This is a genomic window from Actinokineospora sp. (assembly GCF_050699995.1).
Classification (GTDB): domain Bacteria; phylum Actinomycetota; class Actinomycetes; order Mycobacteriales; family Pseudonocardiaceae; genus Actinokineospora.
In genome coordinates, this window is sequence record NZ_JBOHGC010000023.1 from 21,167 (window position 1) to 40,629 (window position 19,463).

18 protein-coding genes are annotated in these 19,463 nt (G+C 70.7%); all 18 read right to left on the reverse strand.

What is annotated here, in order from left to right; genetic code table 11:
• Positions 1 to 94 precede the first annotated feature (94 nt).
• Positions 95 to 661, reverse strand: a complete 567-nt coding sequence (locus ACRDSQ_RS01555; protein ID WP_431418100.1) for a hypothetical protein — start codon at positions 659 to 661, stop codon at positions 95 to 97.
• A 66-nt stretch (positions 662 to 727) separates the two neighbouring features.
• Complete coding sequence (gene wag31 / locus ACRDSQ_RS01560) at positions 728 to 1,558, reverse strand: DivIVA-like cell division protein Wag31 (RefSeq protein ID WP_091574649.1); 831 nt, start codon at positions 1,556 to 1,558, stop codon at positions 728 to 730.
• 49 nt (positions 1,559 to 1,607) lie between these two features.
• Positions 1,608 to 1,883 (reverse strand): YggT family protein, encoded by a 276-nt coding sequence (locus ACRDSQ_RS01565; RefSeq protein WP_091374428.1) that lies wholly within the window; start codon positions 1,881 to 1,883, stop codon positions 1,608 to 1,610.
• Positions 1,884 to 1,911: 28 nt separating this feature from the next.
• Positions 1,912 to 2,547, reverse strand: coding sequence for a cell division protein SepF (locus ACRDSQ_RS01570; RefSeq protein ID WP_431418102.1), 636 nt, complete (start codon positions 2,545 to 2,547; stop codon positions 1,912 to 1,914).
• Positions 2,548 to 2,593: 46 nt separating this feature from the next.
• On the reverse strand, positions 2,594 to 3,304 hold the full coding sequence (locus tag ACRDSQ_RS01575; protein ID WP_431418104.1) for a YggS family pyridoxal phosphate-dependent enzyme: 711 nt from the start codon (positions 3,302 to 3,304) through the stop codon (positions 2,594 to 2,596).
• Entirely contained in the window at positions 3,301 to 4,005 is a 705-nt protein-coding gene (gene pgeF / locus ACRDSQ_RS01580; RefSeq protein WP_431418106.1) for a peptidoglycan editing factor PgeF, read from the reverse strand. The genes ACRDSQ_RS01575 and pgeF overlap by 4 nt, the downstream gene beginning before the upstream one ends.
• A gap of 79 nt (positions 4,006 to 4,084) precedes the next feature.
• A complete protein-coding gene (gene ftsZ / locus ACRDSQ_RS01585; RefSeq protein WP_431418108.1) occupies positions 4,085 to 5,404 on the reverse strand; it encodes a cell division protein FtsZ in 1,320 nt (439 codons plus the stop codon).
• A 191-nt stretch (positions 5,405 to 5,595) separates the two neighbouring features.
• Entirely contained in the window at positions 5,596 to 5,796 is a 201-nt protein-coding gene (locus ACRDSQ_RS01590) for a DUF664 domain-containing protein (protein WP_431418124.1), read from the reverse strand.
• The gene (locus ACRDSQ_RS01595) at positions 5,793 to 5,969 is read right to left on the reverse strand and encodes a DUF664 domain-containing protein (RefSeq protein ID WP_431418125.1); all 177 of its coding nucleotides are present in this window, start codon (positions 5,967 to 5,969) and stop codon (positions 5,793 to 5,795) included. Before ACRDSQ_RS01595 ends, ACRDSQ_RS01590 begins: the two co-directional genes overlap by 4 nt.
• A 54-nt stretch (positions 5,970 to 6,023) precedes the next feature.
• A complete protein-coding gene (locus ACRDSQ_RS01600; protein ID WP_431418110.1) occupies positions 6,024 to 6,749 on the reverse strand; it encodes a cell division protein FtsQ/DivIB in 726 nt (241 codons plus the stop codon).
• Positions 6,746 to 8,158, reverse strand: coding sequence for a UDP-N-acetylmuramate--L-alanine ligase (gene murC / locus ACRDSQ_RS01605; RefSeq protein WP_431418112.1), 1,413 nt, complete (start codon positions 8,156 to 8,158; stop codon positions 6,746 to 6,748). Before murC ends, ACRDSQ_RS01600 begins: the two co-directional genes overlap by 4 nt.
• Complete coding sequence (murG, locus tag ACRDSQ_RS01610) at positions 8,155 to 9,273, reverse strand: undecaprenyldiphospho-muramoylpentapeptide beta-N-acetylglucosaminyltransferase (protein ID WP_431418114.1); 1,119 nt, start codon at positions 9,271 to 9,273, stop codon at positions 8,155 to 8,157. Before murG ends, murC begins: the two co-directional genes overlap by 4 nt.
• Entirely contained in the window at positions 9,270 to 10,676 is a 1,407-nt protein-coding gene (gene ftsW, locus ACRDSQ_RS01615; RefSeq protein WP_431418116.1) for a putative lipid II flippase FtsW, read from the reverse strand. The genes murG and ftsW overlap by 4 nt, the downstream gene beginning before the upstream one ends.
• Positions 10,676 to 12,079 (reverse strand): UDP-N-acetylmuramoyl-L-alanine--D-glutamate ligase, encoded by a 1,404-nt coding sequence (gene murD / locus ACRDSQ_RS01620; protein WP_431418117.1) that lies wholly within the window; start codon positions 12,077 to 12,079, stop codon positions 10,676 to 10,678. The genes ftsW and murD overlap by 1 nt, the downstream gene beginning before the upstream one ends.
• Positions 12,076 to 13,161, reverse strand: a complete 1,086-nt coding sequence (mraY, locus tag ACRDSQ_RS01625) for a phospho-N-acetylmuramoyl-pentapeptide-transferase (protein WP_431418118.1) — start codon at positions 13,159 to 13,161, stop codon at positions 12,076 to 12,078. Before mraY ends, murD begins: the two co-directional genes overlap by 4 nt.
• Positions 13,158 to 14,615 (reverse strand): UDP-N-acetylmuramoyl-tripeptide--D-alanyl-D-alanine ligase, encoded by a 1,458-nt coding sequence (locus ACRDSQ_RS01630; protein WP_431418119.1) that lies wholly within the window; start codon positions 14,613 to 14,615, stop codon positions 13,158 to 13,160. The genes mraY and ACRDSQ_RS01630 overlap by 4 nt, the downstream gene beginning before the upstream one ends.
• 112 nt (positions 14,616 to 14,727) lie before the next feature.
• Positions 14,728 to 16,272, reverse strand: a complete 1,545-nt coding sequence (locus ACRDSQ_RS01635; RefSeq protein WP_431418120.1) for a UDP-N-acetylmuramoyl-L-alanyl-D-glutamate--2,6-diaminopimelate ligase — start codon at positions 16,270 to 16,272, stop codon at positions 14,728 to 14,730.
• Between the two features lie 253 nt (positions 16,273 to 16,525).
• Entirely contained in the window at positions 16,526 to 18,373 is a 1,848-nt protein-coding gene (locus ACRDSQ_RS01640; RefSeq protein ID WP_431418121.1) for a peptidoglycan D,D-transpeptidase FtsI family protein, read from the reverse strand.
• Positions 18,374 to 19,463 lie beyond the last annotated feature (1,090 nt).

Here is a 19,463-nt window from a genome sequence, read left to right on the forward strand (position 1 = left end):
ACAGGACCATGCGAAACCGCGCCCCCTAGATCAGCTGACATCAACTGTTCCAGGGACGAGTCGCGAGACGCGACCGGTTTCGCCTTCGGCTGAACTACTTCTCGCCGGGGGTCCTGGCTCCTCGGCCCGCGCGGTGCTTGGCCGCCAGGGTCGCGTCCGGGCTGCACCGCGCGCACGGGGTGAAGCCGAGCTGGCGGGCCTCGGCGACCGGGAGACCGATCGACGACCGTCCGCCCAGCCAGGCGCACTTGGCCAGGTGGTAGCGCGGACGCTCGTCCAACACCCGGACGTCGGCCGTCAGCCCGGAGATCACCAACAGGTCGGCGGCGTCCGTCGGCTCCTCGCCGGGCTCATCCTCCGAGGACGTCTCGGGGACGACAGCGACCGCCTCGGCAGGCGGGACCGACGCAACGACAGGCTCCTCGACGGGCTCGTCGACAGCTTCATCGACGTACTCCGGCTCACGGTCGTCGACCTCGGCCACAGCCTCAGGCTCGGCGGCCTTGCGGCGGCGGTTGCCCAGCCAGTCGTAGACCAGGATGCCCGCGGCGGCGATGCTGATGCCGACCGAGAGCCACGCCCAGAGGGTGTTGGCCGTTGTCAGAGCCGTGACCAGCAACCCGAGGGCGGCCAGCACCAAGATCAAGACGATGTACAGCACCGTGTGCCCTACTGCCTTGATCGGGACGCCTCAGCGATGAGGCGTCCCGATCAGTGGCTCGCTAGGTCAGCCCGCTTCCGCACGCGGGCCGAAGGAGTAGCCGCTCTGCTGACCGGCACCGCGTCCGCCCTCGGTGGTCGGGGCCGCGGAACCGCGGTCGCCGAGCTCACGCAGGCTGGACTCGAGGAAGGTCTTCAGACGTGTGCGGTACTCGCGCTCGAAGGTGCGCAGCTCGTCGATCTTCTTCTCCAGCGTGGTGCGTTCCTGCTGCACCGCGCCGATGATCTCGGTGTGCTGCCGCTGGGCGTCGCGCTCCAGCGTGGTCGCCTTCTCCCTGGCCTGACGCTCCAGGGTCTCGGCCCGGGTCCGGGCGTCGTTCAGCATGGTCTCCGCGCGCGTACGCGCCTCGGTGACCATGGTGTCGGACTTCGCACGCGCATCGGACAGCAGCTGCTCGGACTTGGTCCGTGCCTCCGACAGCATCCCGTCGGCTTCGGCTTTCGCCTCGCCGGTGAGCCGGTCGGCCATCTCCTGTGCGAGGCCCAGAACCTTGGCGGCCTGCACGTGGTGATCACCGCCGCCCCCGGGACTGGTCTGCTCCAGCGCACTGGGCGGCGGAACCGGAGTGAGCCGACGCGGCTCCTCGGCCTGACGCGGCGCCACGCTGGGCACGCCACCCCCGGACCGAGCGTCGTCGAGGTCGGCGCGGGCCGACTCCAACTGCGCGTCGAGCTGCTCGACCTGCGCGCGCAGGTCGTTGTTCTCCTCGATCAGGCGGGAGAGCTCCACCTCGACCAAGTCGAGGAAGGCGTCCACCTCGTCCTCGTTGTAGCCCCGCTTGCCGATGGGAGGCTTGCTGAACGCGACGTTGTGCACGTCAGCGGGGGTCAACGACATCTGATCACCTCACGCACTCCAGGGCTGCCATCAACCCAAGTCTCCCCGATCACCCGGGATACGCCAGTTGCATCAAGATGAATACAACCAGCAGCAGCACCATAATCGATAGGTCCAGGCCTACACCCCCGATTCGGACTGTCGGTATCAACCGACGGACCAAACGCACCGGGGGATCGGTCACTGTGTAGATGGTCTCCAGCGCTACCGCAACCCCTCCGGCTGGTCGCCACTCGCGTGCGAACGTGCGCACGAGTTCCACGACCACCCTGGCGGTGAGCAGCAGCCAGAAGGCGAACAACACCCAATAGACGGCAAGAAGCACTGGTTCCACAGCTCAACTGTGCCATCACTTAGCTTCGGGTGGCGAACCCGCCCTCCGCCAACCTCCGCTTGTCCTCCGCGGTGGGGTCGACATTGGGCGGTGAGATCAAGAACACTTTGTTCGTGACCTTGTCGATGGAGCCGCGCAACGCGAACGCGAGACCGGCCGCGAAGTCGACGAGACGCTTGGCGTCCGCGTCGTCCATCGCGGTCAGGTTCATGATCACGGGGCGGCCGTCGCGGTAGTGCTCACCGATGGTGCGCGCCTCGTTGTAGCTGCTGGGATGCAGTGTCACGACGCGGCCCATCGGGTATCCACCTGCCTGTACAGCGGGCTCCACCTGCCGCAGCCGGGGAGCCGGGTCGCGGCGGGCGTCCATGGCGAGCGCGCCATGGGTCTGCGGCTCGGAGGTCTGCCCAGCCCACGCCGGCCGCGAACGGCCCCGGTCGACGGGCTCGAAGTCGTCCTCGACATCGTCGCGGTAGCCCGCGCGAGCGCCGCCGAACCACCGACGGCGTCCTCCGGCGTACTCGTCGAAGTCGTCGTCGAGGTACTCCGGACGGCGGCCGTAGGGGCGACGGTCGTACTCATCACCCTCGTAGTCCTCGAGCTCTTCGGCAGGCACCATTCCGAAGTAGGCCTTCAGCTTCTGCAGCGTACTCATGGCGTTCCTCCGCGACTCCCCTTGCGTGGTCCCACATGGCGCACCGTCAAGGGGAGGCTAGCCCGCGTCCCCCTAGCAGAGCAGTTCCGACACGCACGCACGTCGACCCATGGTCCACCGCTTCTTCAAGATCGTTACTCATGCCGCACGACAGCTCACGCGCCGTTGGATACAGCTCGCGTAGCTGGTGTGCCACACCCGCTAGACGTTCGAACGCCGCCGAAGGTTCCATCCCGACGGGCGCCACAGCCATGATCCCCTTCAACGACAATTCACTCGATCGAATTACATGATCCGCTAAGTAATCAAGATCACTCAGGGGGCAGCCGCCGCGCGCGGGGTCGCCGTCGATGCTCGCCTGCAGGAGGACGTCGAGCGGCTCGGGACGATCTTGGGCGGCCTTGGCCAGCGCGTCGGCCAGCCGGGTCGAGTCGACCGACTGCACCTCATCGGCCCAGCGGACCACTGAGCGCACCTTGTTGCGCTGCAGCCGCCCGACCATGTGCCAGCGCGGCTTGGCGTCGGGTCGGAGCTCCATGAGCTCATCGAACTTCGCACCGGCCTCTTGATCACGGTTTTCGGCGAGACCAAGCACTCCGAGGTCAGCCAAGATCGCCGCGTCGGTGGCGGGGAAAGTCTTTGTCACGGCGAGAAGCCGCACGTCAGCGGGGTTTCGGCCGGCGTTGCGGCAGGCAGCGTCGATCCGCCCGCGCACGTCGGCGAGGTTCGCGGCGATCTCCGCGGCGCGGTCCGTCACGGCTCGAGCCAAGTGATCGCGGCCAATCGCCCAGTGGTCCCTTCCCTGCGGTGACTGAACAGCGAACGCTCCTCATTCGTGCACCGCGGGTCAATCCCGATCTTCCCGACGCCCGCGTCGGCGAGCTGCCGCCAGAGCCCGGCGCGCAGATCCAGTCCGGGCGTGCCCTTGCGGGTGCGGCACGCGCTGCCCGGCAGATGCTTCTCGACGTCGTTCTGCATCGCCTGCGGCACCTCGTAGCACTCGCCGCACACCGACGGCCCGAGGAGCACCTCGATCCGGGACACGTCGGCGCCCGCTTCGCGCATCGCGTCGAGCGCCGCCGGGACCACGCCGACCCGCGCGCCCACGCGACCCGCGTGCACCGCGGCGACCACACCGGCCTCGGGGTCGCCGAGCAGGATCGGGACGCAGTCGGCGACGAGCGCGATCACCGCGAGGTTCGGCTCCGCGGTCACGAGCGCGTCGGTCGCCTCGACCGGCTCGGACCGCGGGCCGTCGACGACCGCGGCGGTGCGGCCGTGGACCTGTTCCATCCAGACCAGCCGGTCGGGTCCGAGCCCGAGCTCGCGGGCCAGCCGCTCCCGGTTCGCCGCCACCGCCTGCGGCGCGTCCCCGACGTGGTCGCCGAGGTTGAACGAGTCGTACGGCGCGGCGGATGCCCCGCCCTCGCGTGTGGTGACCACCCGGCGAATCCGCACCCAGAACTCCTCAGTCGACCGATAACGAACACGAACCCCGGCGGGGGAACGCCGGGGTTCGTATGGTGCAGGAGCGGTGCTACCTGCGCATGAACGGGGGTACGTCGACCTCGTCGTCCGGGTCGTCGCCGACCGGGACGGCGCGGCCGGGCAGGGTGCCCTGGGTGCCGCGCACGTTCGGCAGCGGCTGTCCGCCACCGACCGGCGGCGGGGCCTGGGTGGTCTGCTGCGCGTAGCCCATGCCGTTGCCCGCGGGCGCCTGCGCCTGGTAGCCACCGGCAGGCTGCGGCGTCTGCTGCTGGTAGCCGGTGTGCTGCTGGGGCGCGGGCTGCTGCTGGGTGGCAGGCGCCTGCCGCTCGGTCGACACCTGACCCGCCTTGGCGGTCGCCGTGGCGCCCGTCGTGGTGCCGCGGGTGCCGAGCGCCGTCGGATCGAGTTTCTTGTGGGTCGGCGCACCCGCGTCAAAACCCGCGGCGATCACCGTGACCCGGACCTCGTCGCCGAGGGAGTCGTCGATGACCGTACCGAAGATGATGTTGGCCTCGGGGTGCGCGGATTCCTGCACCAGCGACGCCGACTCGTTGATCTCGAACAGGCCGAGGTCGGACCCGCCGGCGATGGCGAGCAGGACGCCGTGGGCGCCGTCCATCGACGCCTCCAGCAGCGGCGAGTTGATCGCCTTCTGCGCGGCCTGCACCGCGCGGCCCTCGCCGCGGGCCGAGCCGATGCCCATCAGCGCGCTGCCCGCGCCGGACATGACGCTCTTGACGTCGGCGAAGTCGAGGTTGATCAGACCCGGCGTGGTGATCAGGTCGGTGATGCCCTGGACACCGGAGAGGAGGACCTCGTCGGCGGAGCGGAAGGCGTCCATCAGGCTCACGCCCACGTCGCCGAGCTGCAGCAGCCGGTCGTTCGGGATCACGATGAGCGTGTCGCACTCGTTGCGCAGCTCGCTGATTCCGTCCTCGGCCTGCTTCGCGCGGCGCTTGCCCTCGAAGGAGAACGGACGGGTGACCACACCGATGGTCAGCGCGCCGAGCTTGCGGGCGATCGAGGCCACGACGGGCGCGCCGCCGGTGCCGGTGCCGCCGCCCTCACCCGCGGTGACGAAGACCATGTCGGCCCCCTTGAGGACCTCCTCGATCTCCTCGCGGTGGTCCTCGGCGGCCTTGGTGCCGACCTCAGGGTTGGCACCCGCGCCGAGGCCTCTGGTCAGTTCGCGGCCGATGTCGAGCTTGACGTCGGCGTCGGACATGAGCAGTGCCTGCGCGTCGGTGTTGACGGCGATGAACTCGACGCCCTTGAGGCCGACCTCGATCATGCGGTTGACGGCGTTCACGCCGCCGCCACCGATGCCGACGACCTTTATCACGGCGAGGTAGTTGTGCGGGGGCGTCATCAAAGGCCGCCTTCCTGAATCGTGTCGAGCATGATCGTGTCCGGACGGGAAACCCTCGACCTCAACCAGAGACTGAGAGTTATGTCAACCCCGGACCACGCAAGGAAGGTAGGCACTGGCCGGCCGCCGATCCAGCCGCCACGCCGTAATACGCGGCGGATGTTCGTCACGGACGTAAGGAACCGCGTTTATCACTCGCCCGTGGCGCCGTCGAGCTGTTCGCGGATGAGGTCGAGATGCCCGACGTGCCGGGCGGTCTCCTCGATCATGTGCAAGATCACCCAGCGCACCTTGGCCTGTTTGTCCCCGCGGAAGGCGACGACATCGTCGAGTCCGAGTCTCGCGGCGGTCTCACGGCTTTTCGAGCACTGCGCCCGGTAGTCGTCGATCAGCCGCGCGCGACCGTCATCAGCTCCGAGGGCAGCAGGCTGCGGTGGGCGTCCTCTTCGGACAAACCCGCCGCCTTGGTGACGACAGTGGCGCGGTGATATTCCAGAAACGCGCTGAGCTGGGTGGACTCGTCGGCCACGTACGGCGGATCGATCCGGGTCTCGGTCGAGGTCATGGCCGCGAGCCGTCGGACACCACCGACAGTCGCACCGGGTTTTCGCGCGGCGGGTCAGGAGATCGTCGGGAAGTCCGGGGTGCCCACGTCGTAGACCTTGCCCGGCTGGGTCAGCAGCGGACCCAGCACCGCGGCCTTGCGGTCGGAGTGCTCGGCACTGCCCCACTTCACCACCCGGCCGTCCGCCAGGATGATCTTCACGTTGCCGACCGTCTCCGCGGACACCGAGGTGACCTGCGGGCGCAGCGGGTCCGGCACGGCGGCCAGCACCGTCACCGCGGCCTTGACCGTCGGCCCGTCCGCGGCGGCGAGCTGGGGCAGGCCCGGTGGGGCCACCGACACGACACCGAAGTCCACGCCGTCGATGTCGATCAGGTGCACGCCGTCGGGCTGGGTGGTCACCGCGAACGGCGCGCGCTCGACCAGCGTGATGCGCACCGTCACCGGGTACGAACGGCGGACATCCACCGACCGCACTCGCGGCAGGGCCGCGACCCTGGCGGCGATCTCGTCGGTGTCGAGCCGCACCAGCGGGCTGCCCGCCTCGACCGCCGCGGCCTTGCGCACCTCGTCGTGGGTGAGGACGGACGTGCCGTAGACCTCGACCCCGCGCACACCGAACACCGAGGTGAACATGACCACGTAGACGAGGGCGATCACCCCGACGAAGGAGCCGAGCACCACCGCGCGGCGGACGAGGTAGCGGCGCCGGGTCAGCCTGCGCGGCCGGTCGGCGGCTTTGGGCGGCCTGCGCCGCTCCCTCGTCTGCGCGGAGGTCATTCCGTCGCCGCTCGCCGGTCGAGCTCGGCGATCAGCTCCGGGCCGAGCGACGTCACGTCTCCCGCGCCCATGGTCATCACCAGGTCGCCGGGACGGACCAGGTCGGCCACCAGCGTGGTCACCTTGTCGAAGGCGGGCTCGTAGTGCACCTCGGTACCGGTGATCGCGTCGGCGATCAACGCGCCGCTCACCCCCGGCTGCGGCTCCTCGCGGGCGCCGAACACGTCGAGCACGACGACGACGTCGGCGAGCCCGAGGGCCTGGGCGAACTCGGCGGCGAAGGCCTCGGTCCGCGAGTACAGGTGCGGCTGGAAGATCACCACGACCCGGCCGTCCTCGGCCGCGGGCCGGACCGCGCGCAGCTGCGCGTCGACCTCGGTCGGGTGGTGGGCGTAGTCGTCGTAGACCCGCACGCCGCCGGAACGGCCCTTGAACTCGAAGCGCCTGCGCACCCCGCCGAACGCGGCGATGCCCTCACCGAGCCCTTCGAGCGGTGCGCCCAGCTCCAGGCCCGCCAGCAGGGCGGCGAGCGCGTTGAGCGCCATGTGCTCGCCGGGAACCGCGACACCGAGCTCGAACTCCTGGCCGTCGAGCGACACGCGGGCCACGCCGCCGCCGTCGGCGGGGCGGTAGTCGAGCAGGGTGGCGTCGGACTCCGCGGCCGCCGCGCGCCCGTAGCGGCGCACGCGGATTCCCTTGGCCTCGGCGCGCTCGGCCAGGGCGACCGCGCCCGGGTCGTCGGCGCAGGTGATCAGCACGCCGTCGGCGGTGATCTGGTCGAGGAACGAGTCGAAGACCGCGACGTAGGCCTCGACGGTGCCGTGGTGGTCGAGGTGGTCGGCCTCCACGTTGGTCACCACCGCGACACTCGGGCGGAAGACCAGGAACGAGCCGTCGCTCTCGTCGGCCTCGGCCACGAAGATCCCGCCGCTGCCGTGGTGGGCGTTGGCGCCGGAGTCGTTGAGGTCGGCGCCGATCGCGAACGACGGGTCGAGCCTGCAGTGCTGCAGCGCGACCGTGAGCATCGAGGTTGTCGAGGTTTTGCCGTGCGTGCCCGCGATGCAGGCGACCAGATGGCCCGACATCAGCTCGGCGAGCGCCTGCGACCGGTGCACCACGACGATCCCGCGCTTGCGGGCTTCGACGAGCTCGGGGTTGTCCTCCTTGATCGCCGTCGACACGACGACCGCGGTCGGCGCCGCGGGCAGCTGGTCGAGGTTCTCGGCGCGCTGGCCGATCGCGATCTTCGCGCCCTGCGCGCGCAGGGTCAGGAAGGTCCGGGCCTCCTTGGCGTCGGAGCCGGACACCTCGCGCCCGCGCGCGAGCAGGATTCGGGCGATGCCGCTCATGCCCGCGCCACCGATGCCGATCAGGTGCGCGCGCGTGAGGAGCTTGTCAGTCGTCGTCATTGTGACCTCTTGTCGATGGCGTCGAGCACCATGCGGGCCAGGACGTCCGCGGCCTCGCGGTGTCCGCTGCCCTGCGCGGCGGTGCTCATCGCGGCGAGCCGGGCGCGGTCGGCGAGCATCGGGACGACCAGCTCGGTGACGGCCTCGGGGGTGAGTTCGGCGTCCGGCACCATGATCGCGCCGCCCGCGTTGACCACGGGGTCGGCGTTGAGCGCCTGTTCGCCGTTGCCGTGGGGCAGCGGCACGTACACCGCGGGCAGCCCGACGGCCGACACCTCGGCGACGGTCATCGCGCCGCAGCGGCACAGCGCCGCGTCCGCCGCCGCGTAGGCCAGGTCCATCCGCTCCAGGTAAGGCACGGAGACGTACCTGGGCGCACCGGGGACCTCTTGCACCACGAGGGAGTTCTTGGGGCCGTGGGCGTGCAGCACGCCGATGCCCGCGTCGGCGAACGCGCGGGCGGCGCCGGAGACGGCGTTGTTGATCGAGCGCGCGCCCTGGGAGCCGCCGAAGACCAGCAGCGTCGGGGCGTGCGGGTCCAGGCCGAAGAACTCGCGGGCCTGCGCGCGCAGCGCCGCGCGGTCGAGGTTGATGATCGACTCACGAAGCGGGATGCCGACGACCTCCGCGTTCGGCAGGCCGGAGTCCGGCACGGCCACCGCGACCCGCTCGGCGAACCGCGCGCCGACCTTGTTCGCCAGGCCGACGCGGGCGTTGGAGTCGTGCACGATGATCGGGATCCGGCCGCGGGCGGCGAGGTAGGCGGGCAGGGCGACGTAGCCGCCGAACCCGACGACGACGTCGGCGCCGACCCGGTCGAGGACCTCGCGGGTCTGCTTGATCGCGGAGCGGACCTTGAGCGGCAGCTTGAGCAGGTCGACGTTGGGCTTGCGCGGCATCGGCACCGGCGGGATGAACTCCAGCGGGTAGCCGCGCGCGGGGATGATCGTCTTCTCCAAACCGCGCTCGGTGCCCAGCGCGACCACGCGGGCGTCCGGGCGCAACCGCATCACCGCGTCGGCCAGGGCCAGCGCGGGCTCGATGTGTCCGGCCGTGCCACCTCCCGCGATCACTACGCACGGGCCTTTACGGGCGGCCTGACTACCACCGGTCAACGACGTCCTCCTTTAGCGGTTCGCGGATTCCCGCGACTTGCCTTCTGCCGGGCCCGCTCGGGCGCGCCCCGCCTCCGTTGCTCGGCGCCGCGCGGCGGTGCCGTCGGCCGCACGGGCTTGCGCTTCTTCGGCGGCTGGTACGGGTCCGGCGCTGGCAGGTGCAGCAGCTTGCCGAATCGGCCCGGCCCCTGCGAGCGTAGTGCCGACACGGCCTCGGGTTCATGGCGCGCGCAGTTGCCGAGGATGCCGAACACCAGCATGGTCACCACGACCGAGGTGCCGCCGGAGGAGATGAGCGGCAGCGTGATGCCGGTGACCGGCAGCAACCCGACGACGTAGCCGATGTTGATCGCGGCCTGGGCCACGAGCCACACGGTCAGCGTCGCGGCGACCATCCGGATCCACGGGTCGATGTTGCGGGTCGCGATGCGCATGCCGATGACCGCGACCATCGCGAAGAGGGCCAGCACCAGCCCGCAGCCCAGCAGGCCGAGTTCGTCGCCGATGAGGGCGAAGATGAAGTCGTTGTGCACGTTGGGCAGGAAGTTCCACTTCGACGAGCCCTGGCCGAGTCCGCGGCCGAAGAACCCGCCGTCGGCGAGCGCGAGCTGCGCCTGGATGGCCTGGTAGTTCTTGCCGCCGAGGTCGTCGTCGGGGCTCAGGAAGCTGACCACCCGGTCGAGCCGGTACTGGGTGCCCACCGCGAGCAGGGCGACGCCCGCGAGGCCACCGAGGGCCAGCGCGCCGAACAGCCGCAGCGGCGCCCCCGCGAACCAGAGCAGCGCGATCAGCACGACGCCGAGGGTGATCGTGCCGCCGAGGTCGGGCTGCAACATGACCAGGGCGAAGAGCAGCAGGGCCACCGGCAGCACCGGAACCAGCAGGTGGCGGTAGCGGTGCAGGACCGCGCGTTTCACCACCAGGACGTGGGCGCCCCACAGCGCGAGGGCGAGCTTGCAGACCTCGATCGGCTGAAACGAGACGGGGCCGACGACGAACCAGCTGCGGGTGCCGTTGACCTTCGCGCCTAGCGGCGTCAGCACGGCCACCAGGATGACGACGCCCACCATCATGCCGATCGGACTCAGCGCGCGGATCGTGGACAGCGGCAGCCTCAGGCCCACCCAGAAGAGGACCGAGCCCACGAGCACATACAGCAACTGCTTTTTGAACACCGTGTAGAGGCCCGAGCCGGGCGTGTTGAACGAGACCACGACCGAGGCCGAGAGCACCATGACCAGGCCCAGGGCGGTGAGCAGCGCGAACACCGCGAGAACGAGGTGGAACGAGGCCAGCGGTCGGCCCAGCCACGCGGTCAGCGCGGTGCGCAGCGCGACCAGCCTGCCCGCGACCTGGACCGTGCGCCGGGGCCGGGCGGGCTTCTCGATCTCGGTGACGGCCATCAACTCGCCCCGGTGTCGCCGTCGTCTTCCTGGATAAGCCGGTGGACGGCTTCGGCGAACGCGTCACCGCGGTGGGCGTAGCTGCGGTACATGTCGAGGGACGCGGCCGCCGGCGCGAGCAGGACGACGTCACCCGATCGGGCCATGGCGCGTGCCGCGCGAACCGCTGCGATCATGGGTTCATCGTCTCCCGGAGCCACCCGCTCGACACGGACATCCGGCGCGTGTCGCGCGAGCGAGCCGGAGATCACCTCGGCGTCGACGCCCAACAGGACCACCCCGCGCAACCGGCCGGCGACCTCGCTGACCAGGTCGTCGACCGAGGCGCCCTTGAGCTGTCCCCCCGCGATCCACACCACCGACGGGAACGAGCGCAGCGAACCGGAGGCCGCGTGCGGGTTGGTGGCCTTGGAGTCGTTGACATACGCGATCCCGGCCGACTCGGCGACCGGGACGGCCCGGTGCGCGCCGGGGACGAACGCGCGCAGACCGGCGCGCACCGCGTCGGTGGAGACGCCGTACGCGCGCGCGAGAGCGGCGGCGGCCAAGGCGTTGGCCACGTTGTGCGGACCCGCCGGGCGGACGTCGGCCAGGGTGGCGAGTTCGACGGCGTTGTTCGCCGGGTCGCCTACGAAGGCCCGGTCGATCAGCAAATCCTCGACGACGCCGAGTTCGCCGATGCGCGGGGTGTCCAGGCGGAACCCGACGTGGGTGCCGTCGTGTTCGGCGGCGAGCCGGGTCGACCAGTCGTCCCCGGTGTTGCGGACGACGAACTTCGCTCCCGCGTAGACGGCGCCCTTCGCGTGGGCGTAGTGCTCCAGCGAGCCGTGCCAGTCGAGGTGGTCCTCGGCGAGGTTGAGCACCACGCCCGCGTGGACCCGCAGCGAGGACTGCCAGTGCAGCTGGAAGCTCGACAGCTCGACGGCGAGCACCTCGTGCCCGGCGAGCACCGCGTCGATCACCGGCAGCCCGACGTTGCCACACGCGACCGCGTTGGCGCCGTGCGCGCGCAGGATCGATTCGAGCATCCCGACCGTCGTCGTCTTGCCGTTGGTGCCCGTGACGGCGAGCCACACGGGCGGCTTGGGCAGGCGCTGGGCGATCCGCCAGGCCAGCTCGACCTCGCCGATGACCTCGACGCCCGCGGCCGCCGCCGCGACGAGCAGCGGGCTGCTCGGCCGCCAGCCGGGGCTGGTGACGACCAGGTCGATCCCCGCGGGCGGCTCGGTGAGCCCAGGGACCAGTTCCGCGCCGGTGTCGGCCAGCTCGGCCAGCCGCTCGGCGTTCGCGTCGGTGACCGTGACGGTCGCGCCCATCCCCTTCAGCGCGACCGCGACCGAGCGCCCGGTGACCCCGGCGCCCGCGACCAGCACCGACCGTCCAGTGAGGTCCCGCGAGGTCACACGCCGCCGCCGAGAGCGAGCCAGTCGGCGTAGAACAGGCCGAGGCCGAACATCGCGCACACGCCCGCGAGCAGCCAGAAGCGGATGATGACCGTGGTTTCGGCCCACCCGGCCAGCTCGAAGTGGTGATGGAACGGCGCCATCCGGAACAGCCTTCGCCGGGTCGTGCGGAAGACCGCGATCTGCAGCACCACCGAGACCATCTCGACCACGAACAAGCCGCCGATGACGATCATCAGCAGCTCGGTGCGGGTGGTCATCGACAGACCGGCGACCAGGCCGCCGAGGGCCAGCGAGCCGGTGTCACCCATGAAGATCTTCGCGGGAGCGGCGTTCCACCACAGGAAGCCGATACACGCGCCCATCGCCGCCGCCGCCACGACCGCGAGGTCGAGCGGGTCGCGCACGTCGAAGCAGGCCGCTTCGCGCACGCGCGAGCAGTCATGGCTGAACTGCCAGAAGGAGATGACGACGTAGGTGCCGAGCACCATCGCCGACGCACCGCCCGCGAGACCGTCGAGGCCATCGGTGAAGTTCACCGCGTTCGACCACGCCGAGACGGCGAGGTAGCAGAAGACGATGAAGCCGATGCCGCCGAAGGAGACGATGGCGATGTCGCGGACGAACGAGAGGTGGTCCGAGGCCGGGGTCAGGTCGCGCTCGTCGGGGAAGCGCAGGGCGAGGATCGCGAACACGATCGCCACCACGAACTGTCCGACCATCTTCGCGGTCTTGTTGAGCCCGAGGTTGCGCTGCTTGCGGATCTTGATGAAGTCGTCGAGGAAGCCGACGATGCCCAGGCCGGTGCCCAGCAGCAGGACCAGCAGGCCCGACGCGGTCGGGGTGTCGCGGCCGCCGGTCATGGCGCTGACGATGTGGGAGGTGCCGTAGCCCGCCCACATCGCGACGATGATCGCGACGCCACCCATTGTGGGCGTGCCGCGCTTGGCCTTGTGGCCCTGGGGGCCCTCTTCGCGGATCTCCTGGCCGAAACCCTGCCGGGAGAACACGCGGATCAGGTACGGGGTGAGCAGGATCGAGACGACCATCGCGATCGCGGCCGCGATGAGGATGCTTTTCACTGAGCATCCACCGCCAGCAGCTCGTCGGCGACGCGCCACAGCGCGGCCGCCTTGGAGGCCTTCACGAGCACCACGTCACCGGGTGCCAGTTCGGCGCGCAGCAGCGCCACCGCGGCATCGACGTCCGGCACGAGCACCGACTCCTCTCCCCACGAACCTTCCAGGTGCGCCCCTTGGTGCATCGCGCGGGCTCCGTCGCCCACCACCACAAGGCGGTTGATGTCCAATCGCACGGCGAGTCTGCCGATCTCGTCGTGCGCGCTCACTGCCGAGTCGCCCAACTCGCCCATCACGCCGAGGACGGCCCACGACCGCCGCCGCTCACCCGTGCGCGCCATGGTCGCCAGGGTCTTGAGGGCGGCCCGCACCGACTCGGGGTTGGCGTTGTAGGAGTCGTTGACCACCGTGACGCCGTCCGCGCGGGTGGTCACCTCCATCCGGCGCGCCGAGACCCGCCGGGCTCCGGAGAGCCGCTCGGCGATGTCGTCCGGCGTGGCGCCCAGTTCCAGCGCGACCGCCGCCGCCGCCAGGGCGTTGCCGACGTGGTGCGCGCCGTGCAGGCCGAGCGTGACCTTGGCCTCGCCGATGGGCGTGACCAGCGTGAAGCTCGCGCGGGCAGCCTCGTCGGTCTCGATGCCGACCGCGCGCACCTGCGCGTGCGGCGCCTCGCCGACCAGGACGACCCGCGCGGCGGTCCGCTCGGCCATCGCGGCGACCAGGGGGTCGTCGGCGTTGAGCACGGCGACACCGTCGGCGGGCAGCTTCTCGACCAGCTCGCCCTTGGTGCGGGCGATGTCTTCGCGCGAACCGAACTCGCCGAGGTGGGCGCTGCCGACGTTGATCACGACACCGATACGCGGGGGTGCGACGTCGCACAGCGCGGCGATGTGGCCAGGGCCCCGCGCGGAGAGTTCAAGGACGAGGTGTTTGGTGTCCTCGTCGGCGCGCAGCACGGTCCAGGGGTGGCCGAGTTCGTTGTTGAAGGAGCCAGGGGGCGCCACGGTCGGGCCCATCGGCTCGAGCAGCTGCGCGATCAGGTCCTTGGTGGAGGTCTTGCCCGACGAGCCGGTCACGCCGATGACGGTGACGCCGTCAAGGCGGTCGACCACGGCCCGGGCGAGCGCGCCGAGCCCGGCGAGCACGGCGGCGCCGGACCCGTCGGTGTCACCGACGAGGGCGACGGACTTGGTGTGCGCGTCGGTCGCCGCGGGCACGATCACCGCGGGCGCGTCGACGGGCCGCGCGGCGAGGACGCCGACAGCGCCCGCCTTGACCGCGGCGGCGGCGAAGTCGTGGCCGTCGACCCGCTCCCCCGGCATCGCGATGAACAGCCCGCCCGGCACGACTGCCCGCGAGTCGAACTCGACCGACCCGGTCACCACTTGTGACCCGTCGGCGTTGTGCAGCTCACCGCCGATCGCGTCGGCGATCTCCCGCAACGTCAACCGGATCACGCCACCACCTCCGTGAGTCGCACGTTCAGAACACCGAGTCGCACGTTCAAAACACTGAGTCGGACGTTCAGGACACTGAGTTCGTTGTTCGCGTAGCCGGTTTTGTTCACGATCATGTCCGCACCCCGCGCGAGCGGATCGCCGCGGCAAGTTCGTCGCGGTCGGAGAACGGGTGCACCACACCTGCGATCTCCTGGCCGGTCTCGTGGCCCTTGCCCGCGACAACCACGACATCGCCGGAGCCCGCACGGGCCACGGCCGTCGCGATGGCCTGGCGCCGGTCGCCGATGTCGATCACCTCGCCGCGCTGGGCCGCGGGCACCGACTCGGCCCCGGCCAGCATCGCGGCGCGGATCGCGGCCGGGTCCTCGCTGCGCGGGTTGTCGTCGGTGACGACCAGCAGGTCGCTGCGCCGGGCCGCCTCGGCGCCCATGATCGGGCGCTTCGCGGTGTCACGGTCGCCGCCACAGCCGAGCACGACGATCACCTTGCCGTCGGAGCGCGCCTTGATCGCGTCCAGCGCGAGCGCCACGGCCTCGGGCTTGTGCGAGTAGTCCACGACGGCGGTGAAGTCCTGGCCCAGGTCGACCCGCTCCATCCGGCCCGGGACCTGCACTGTGGACAGTCCACTGACGATCGCGTCGATCTCGACGCCCGCCGCGCTCAGGCAGGCGGCCGCGACGAGCGCGTTCGCGATGTTGAACGTCCCGGGCATGGGCAGCGTGGCGGGGACCTTCGCGCCGTCCGGGGTGTGGATGAAGAAGGACTGCTCGCCCGACAGCGATGTCCGCGCGTCGCTCGCGGTCCAGCCGGCGCCGCCGGTCGTGGACACCGTGACGGTCTGGGGGGTCACCAGCCTGCGACCCCACTCGCCGTCGACGCAGACGACTTCGCGCGCGGAGCGGCCGTCGAACAGGAGGGCCTTCGTCTGGAAGTAGTCCTCCATGTCCGGGTGGAAGTCCAGGTGGTCCTGGGAGAGGTTGGTGAACGCGCCGACAGCGAACTTCGTGCCCGCCGCGCGCCCCAGGGCGAGAGCGTGGCTGGAGACCTCCATCGGCACGTGCGTCACACCGCGTTCGACCATCACCGCGAGGAGGGCCTGCAGGTCCGGGGCCTCCGGGGTGGTGAACGCGCTGGCCAGCCGCTCGCCCGCGATCCGGGTCTCGACCGTGCCGATCAGCCCGGTGGTGTGGCCCGCGGCCGCGAGACACGACTCGATCATGTAGCTGGTGGTGGTCTTGCCGGAGGTCCCGGTGACCCCGATGATCGCCAGTTTGGCGGACGGGTTCCCGTAGATCATGGCGGCGATAGGGCCTAGAGCGGCTCGTGGGTCGTCGTGCACGAGCACGGGCAGACCCGAGTCGCGCACGGCGGGCCTGGCGGCTCCGGCTTCGTCGGTGAGCACGGCGGCGGCGCCCGCGGCGATGGCGTCGGCGGCGAAGTCGGCACCGTGCACGCGCGCGCCCGGCAGGGCCGCGAACAGGTCGCCGTGCCGCACGTGCTGGGCGCGCAGCGTCGCTCCGGTGACCGTGGTTTCCGGAGTCCTGGTGATCAACCGCGCGGCTGACGCCTCGGCCAACGAGGACAGCGCGACGGGATCGGTGTGGGAGGGGCGAGGCGGGGCCGTGACAGCCTTGCCTTCGAGCTTGGCGGGCACGCCGCGAAGGCTACCTGCGCACTCTCGGCAACCGTGTAGCCCCTCGATCACGCGGGTCGTCGCCGATGCGGTAGGCCGCCGTACGACCATTCGGCGACACGTTCGAGTGACGCCCATCAGTGCAGCTCACCGAGCCCGCCCGGTGTGTATGGTCGAACACATGTTCGAACATTTGCCGCTCATCCCACGGACCGCGGTCCGGGGCGTGGCGGCGTGTCCGCCCGCGACTGTCCTCAGCGGACTGTTCGGGCGGTCACTTGATGAGCGGGACGATCGGCGTCGGCTCCTTCGACATGGGGATGTTGTAGCGCTGGGTCAGGAACGAAGCCACGTCGTGGAAGAACGGCGCGGCACTGTTCCCCTCCGGGGTCGAGTAGACCGGGGTGTCGTAGACCATGCCGACAACGAAGCGCGGGTTGTCCGCGGGCAGGATCCCGGCGAACGTGATCCAGTACTTCGAGTCGCTGTAGCGGCCCGCGGCCTTGTCGAACTGCTGCGCGGTACCGGTCTTCCCCGAGATCTGGTAGCCGGTGACGGCCGCGAGGGTCGCGGTGCCGCTGTTGCCGTTCGGCGCTTTCTGCGTCACGGCACGGAACATGTCGCGCGTCGTCTTCGCCGTCTCCGGGGAGACCACGCGAATCCCTTCCGGGCGCGGCTCTTCCACCCGAGTGCCATCCGGCCGGACCGTGGCCCGCACGATTCGCGGCGGCACGCGGACCCCGTCGTTGGCCAGAGTCTGGTACATCCCGGCCATCTGCAGCACGGTCATCGACAGGCCCTGACCGATGGGCAGGTTGCCGAAGGTGCTGCCGGACCACTGCTTCTGCGGCAGCAGCGCGCCAGGGCTCTCACCGGGCAGGCCGATGCCGGTCCTGGTGCCCAGGCCGAGCTTGCCCAGCAGTTCGGCGAACCTCGTCTCGTTGATCTCCTTGGCCAGCAGCAGGGTACCCACGTTGGACGACTTGGCGAAGATGCCGGTCGTGGTCATGTTGAGCCTGCCGTGGTCCCACGCGTCCCTGATCACCCGGTCGGCGATCTTGATCGAGTCGGGCACGGAGTGGACGGCGTCCGGGGTGGTGATGCCGTACTCGATCGCGCCCATGGCGGTGACGACCTTGTTCACCGATCCCGGTTCGAACGGAGTGGTCACCGACGGGTCGGACATCAGCTTCGGGTCCACGCCACCAGGTGCGCTCGGGTCGAACGCCTTGTCGTTGGCCAGCGCGTAGACCTCGCCGGTCTTCGCGTCCATCACCACGGCGCTGACCCGCTTCGACCCGCTGCGCTGCCCGTACTCGGCGGTCTTCTGCTGCAGAAAGAACTGCAGGTCGGCGTCGATCGTCAGCTCCATGTCGGAGCCGTCGATCGCGGCCTGCAGGTCGCGGCCGCGGCCGGGGATGACGGCGTCGGTGCGCTCACCGGTTTCGACTATCTGCTTGCCCGGCTTGCCCGCCAACAGGTTGTCCCGGAAGAGCTCCAGGCCACTGAGCCCGTGCAGGCTGTGGTTCGCCGGGACGGGGTCTTCCATCCGCCAGTTGGCCCGCCCCACGATGTTCGACGCCAGGCTGCCCGCCGGGTACTCCCGCTGAGCGCGGTATTCGAGGTTGAGGTGGGCGAACTTCTTCTGGAGTTCACGCGCCTTGGCGGGTTCGACCTTGTCGACGAGGTAGACGAACTTCTTGTCCGAACGCAGCTTCGCCAGCACCTCGGCCTCCACCACCTGGTCCCCCAACACCTCCCGCATCCGCTTGGCGAGCGCCGCGGTCTCCTCGTCGAAGTTCAGCTGTTCGTCCGGGTGCGTCTTGTTCCACTTGTCGATCTCAGTTCGACGCGCGACAGGCCGGTAGGCCAACGCACGCGCCTCGACAGAGAACGCCAACTCCACACCGTTGCGATCGACGATCGACCCGCGGTGCGCGGGGATCGGGATGGTCATCGCCCGCTGCTGCTCGGCGCGGGCCGCGAGAGCCTCACCTTCGAAGATCTGGACCTGCACCAGCTTCAGCCCCGCCGCCACCAGCGAAGCGATCAACAGGAACCGGATCACCACCACACGGACACGGTGGTCGGTGCCCTGGGCACGCTTGCGGACCTGCCGCATCCGCCCAGGCGCGGGCGAAGGCCGCACAGCTGGACCGCGCCCCTCCGCCGCCCACGGCCGCCGAGAACCACCGGCTCCACCGGCTCCACCGGCTCCGCGCCGGAGCGCACCCGCGGCCCGCTGGGCGACACCACCCCGAGGTGCGCCGCCGGTGGACCTGCCCTGCCCAGCCACACTCCCGCGACGTCCGGCGCCGGCACTCCCGGCCTGCCCACGACGCGAAGCACCCTTTCCGACCGGCTCTCCGCCGCGTCCGCCTGCCCGCGCCCGGTCACCACCGGCAGAGCCCGCACGACGCCCGACCGAGCGCGCACCACGGCCGGCAGGCTCCTCGCCGTAGCGGCCGCGCTCACCCACCGAACCGTCGCCATAGCGGGATCCCTTGCCCACAGGCCGATCCCCGTACCGGGATCCACCCGTGCCCACCGGTCCATCCCCGTAGCCCGAACCACTCTTGCCGCGGGAGCCACCACCAGTCGCTCCGGGGCGGCCGTCGGAAACCCCACGCCCACGTGCCGCACCGCCGGCCTGCCCGCTGCCACTTCCACCGCGAGAACCCGTCGAACCCCGCTGGTCGCTATCCCACGGCCCGACACCGAAACCGAGTCCGGAATCCCCCACATCGTCGCCATACCCCGGAGATCGGCGACGACCGTCGTCCGGTCCGTCGTACCGGTCCGACATCAGCCGCCACCTCCCCGCGTGGCACCTACCGCTCGATCCACGACTCCCCCTCGCAAGAACCCACCCACCGAACAACCAAACCCATCACGACTCGTCCCGACACCGACAGCGGCGCCGAACCCCCCGCCGCGCGAAATCCACGTCAAAGCACCGATGCCCCGCGCCGCGGCGGGCGGCGTGGGGCTCGGGGTGGAGACGATCACGCTCCCACCGGTGGCGGCGGGAGCGTCAGCGCCTGGCGCGCCTCGGGGGGCGGCTGCCATCAGCCGGCGCCTGGCGCGGGGACCCCCGCGCCGTCGGGGACGGTCTGACCCGCCGCCGGAGGTTGTGTGTCCGCGGCGGGCGGGGGCTGGGTTCCCGCGGCCGGGTCGGCGGGCGGTGCGGGTGGCGGCGCCGGGGCTTGGAC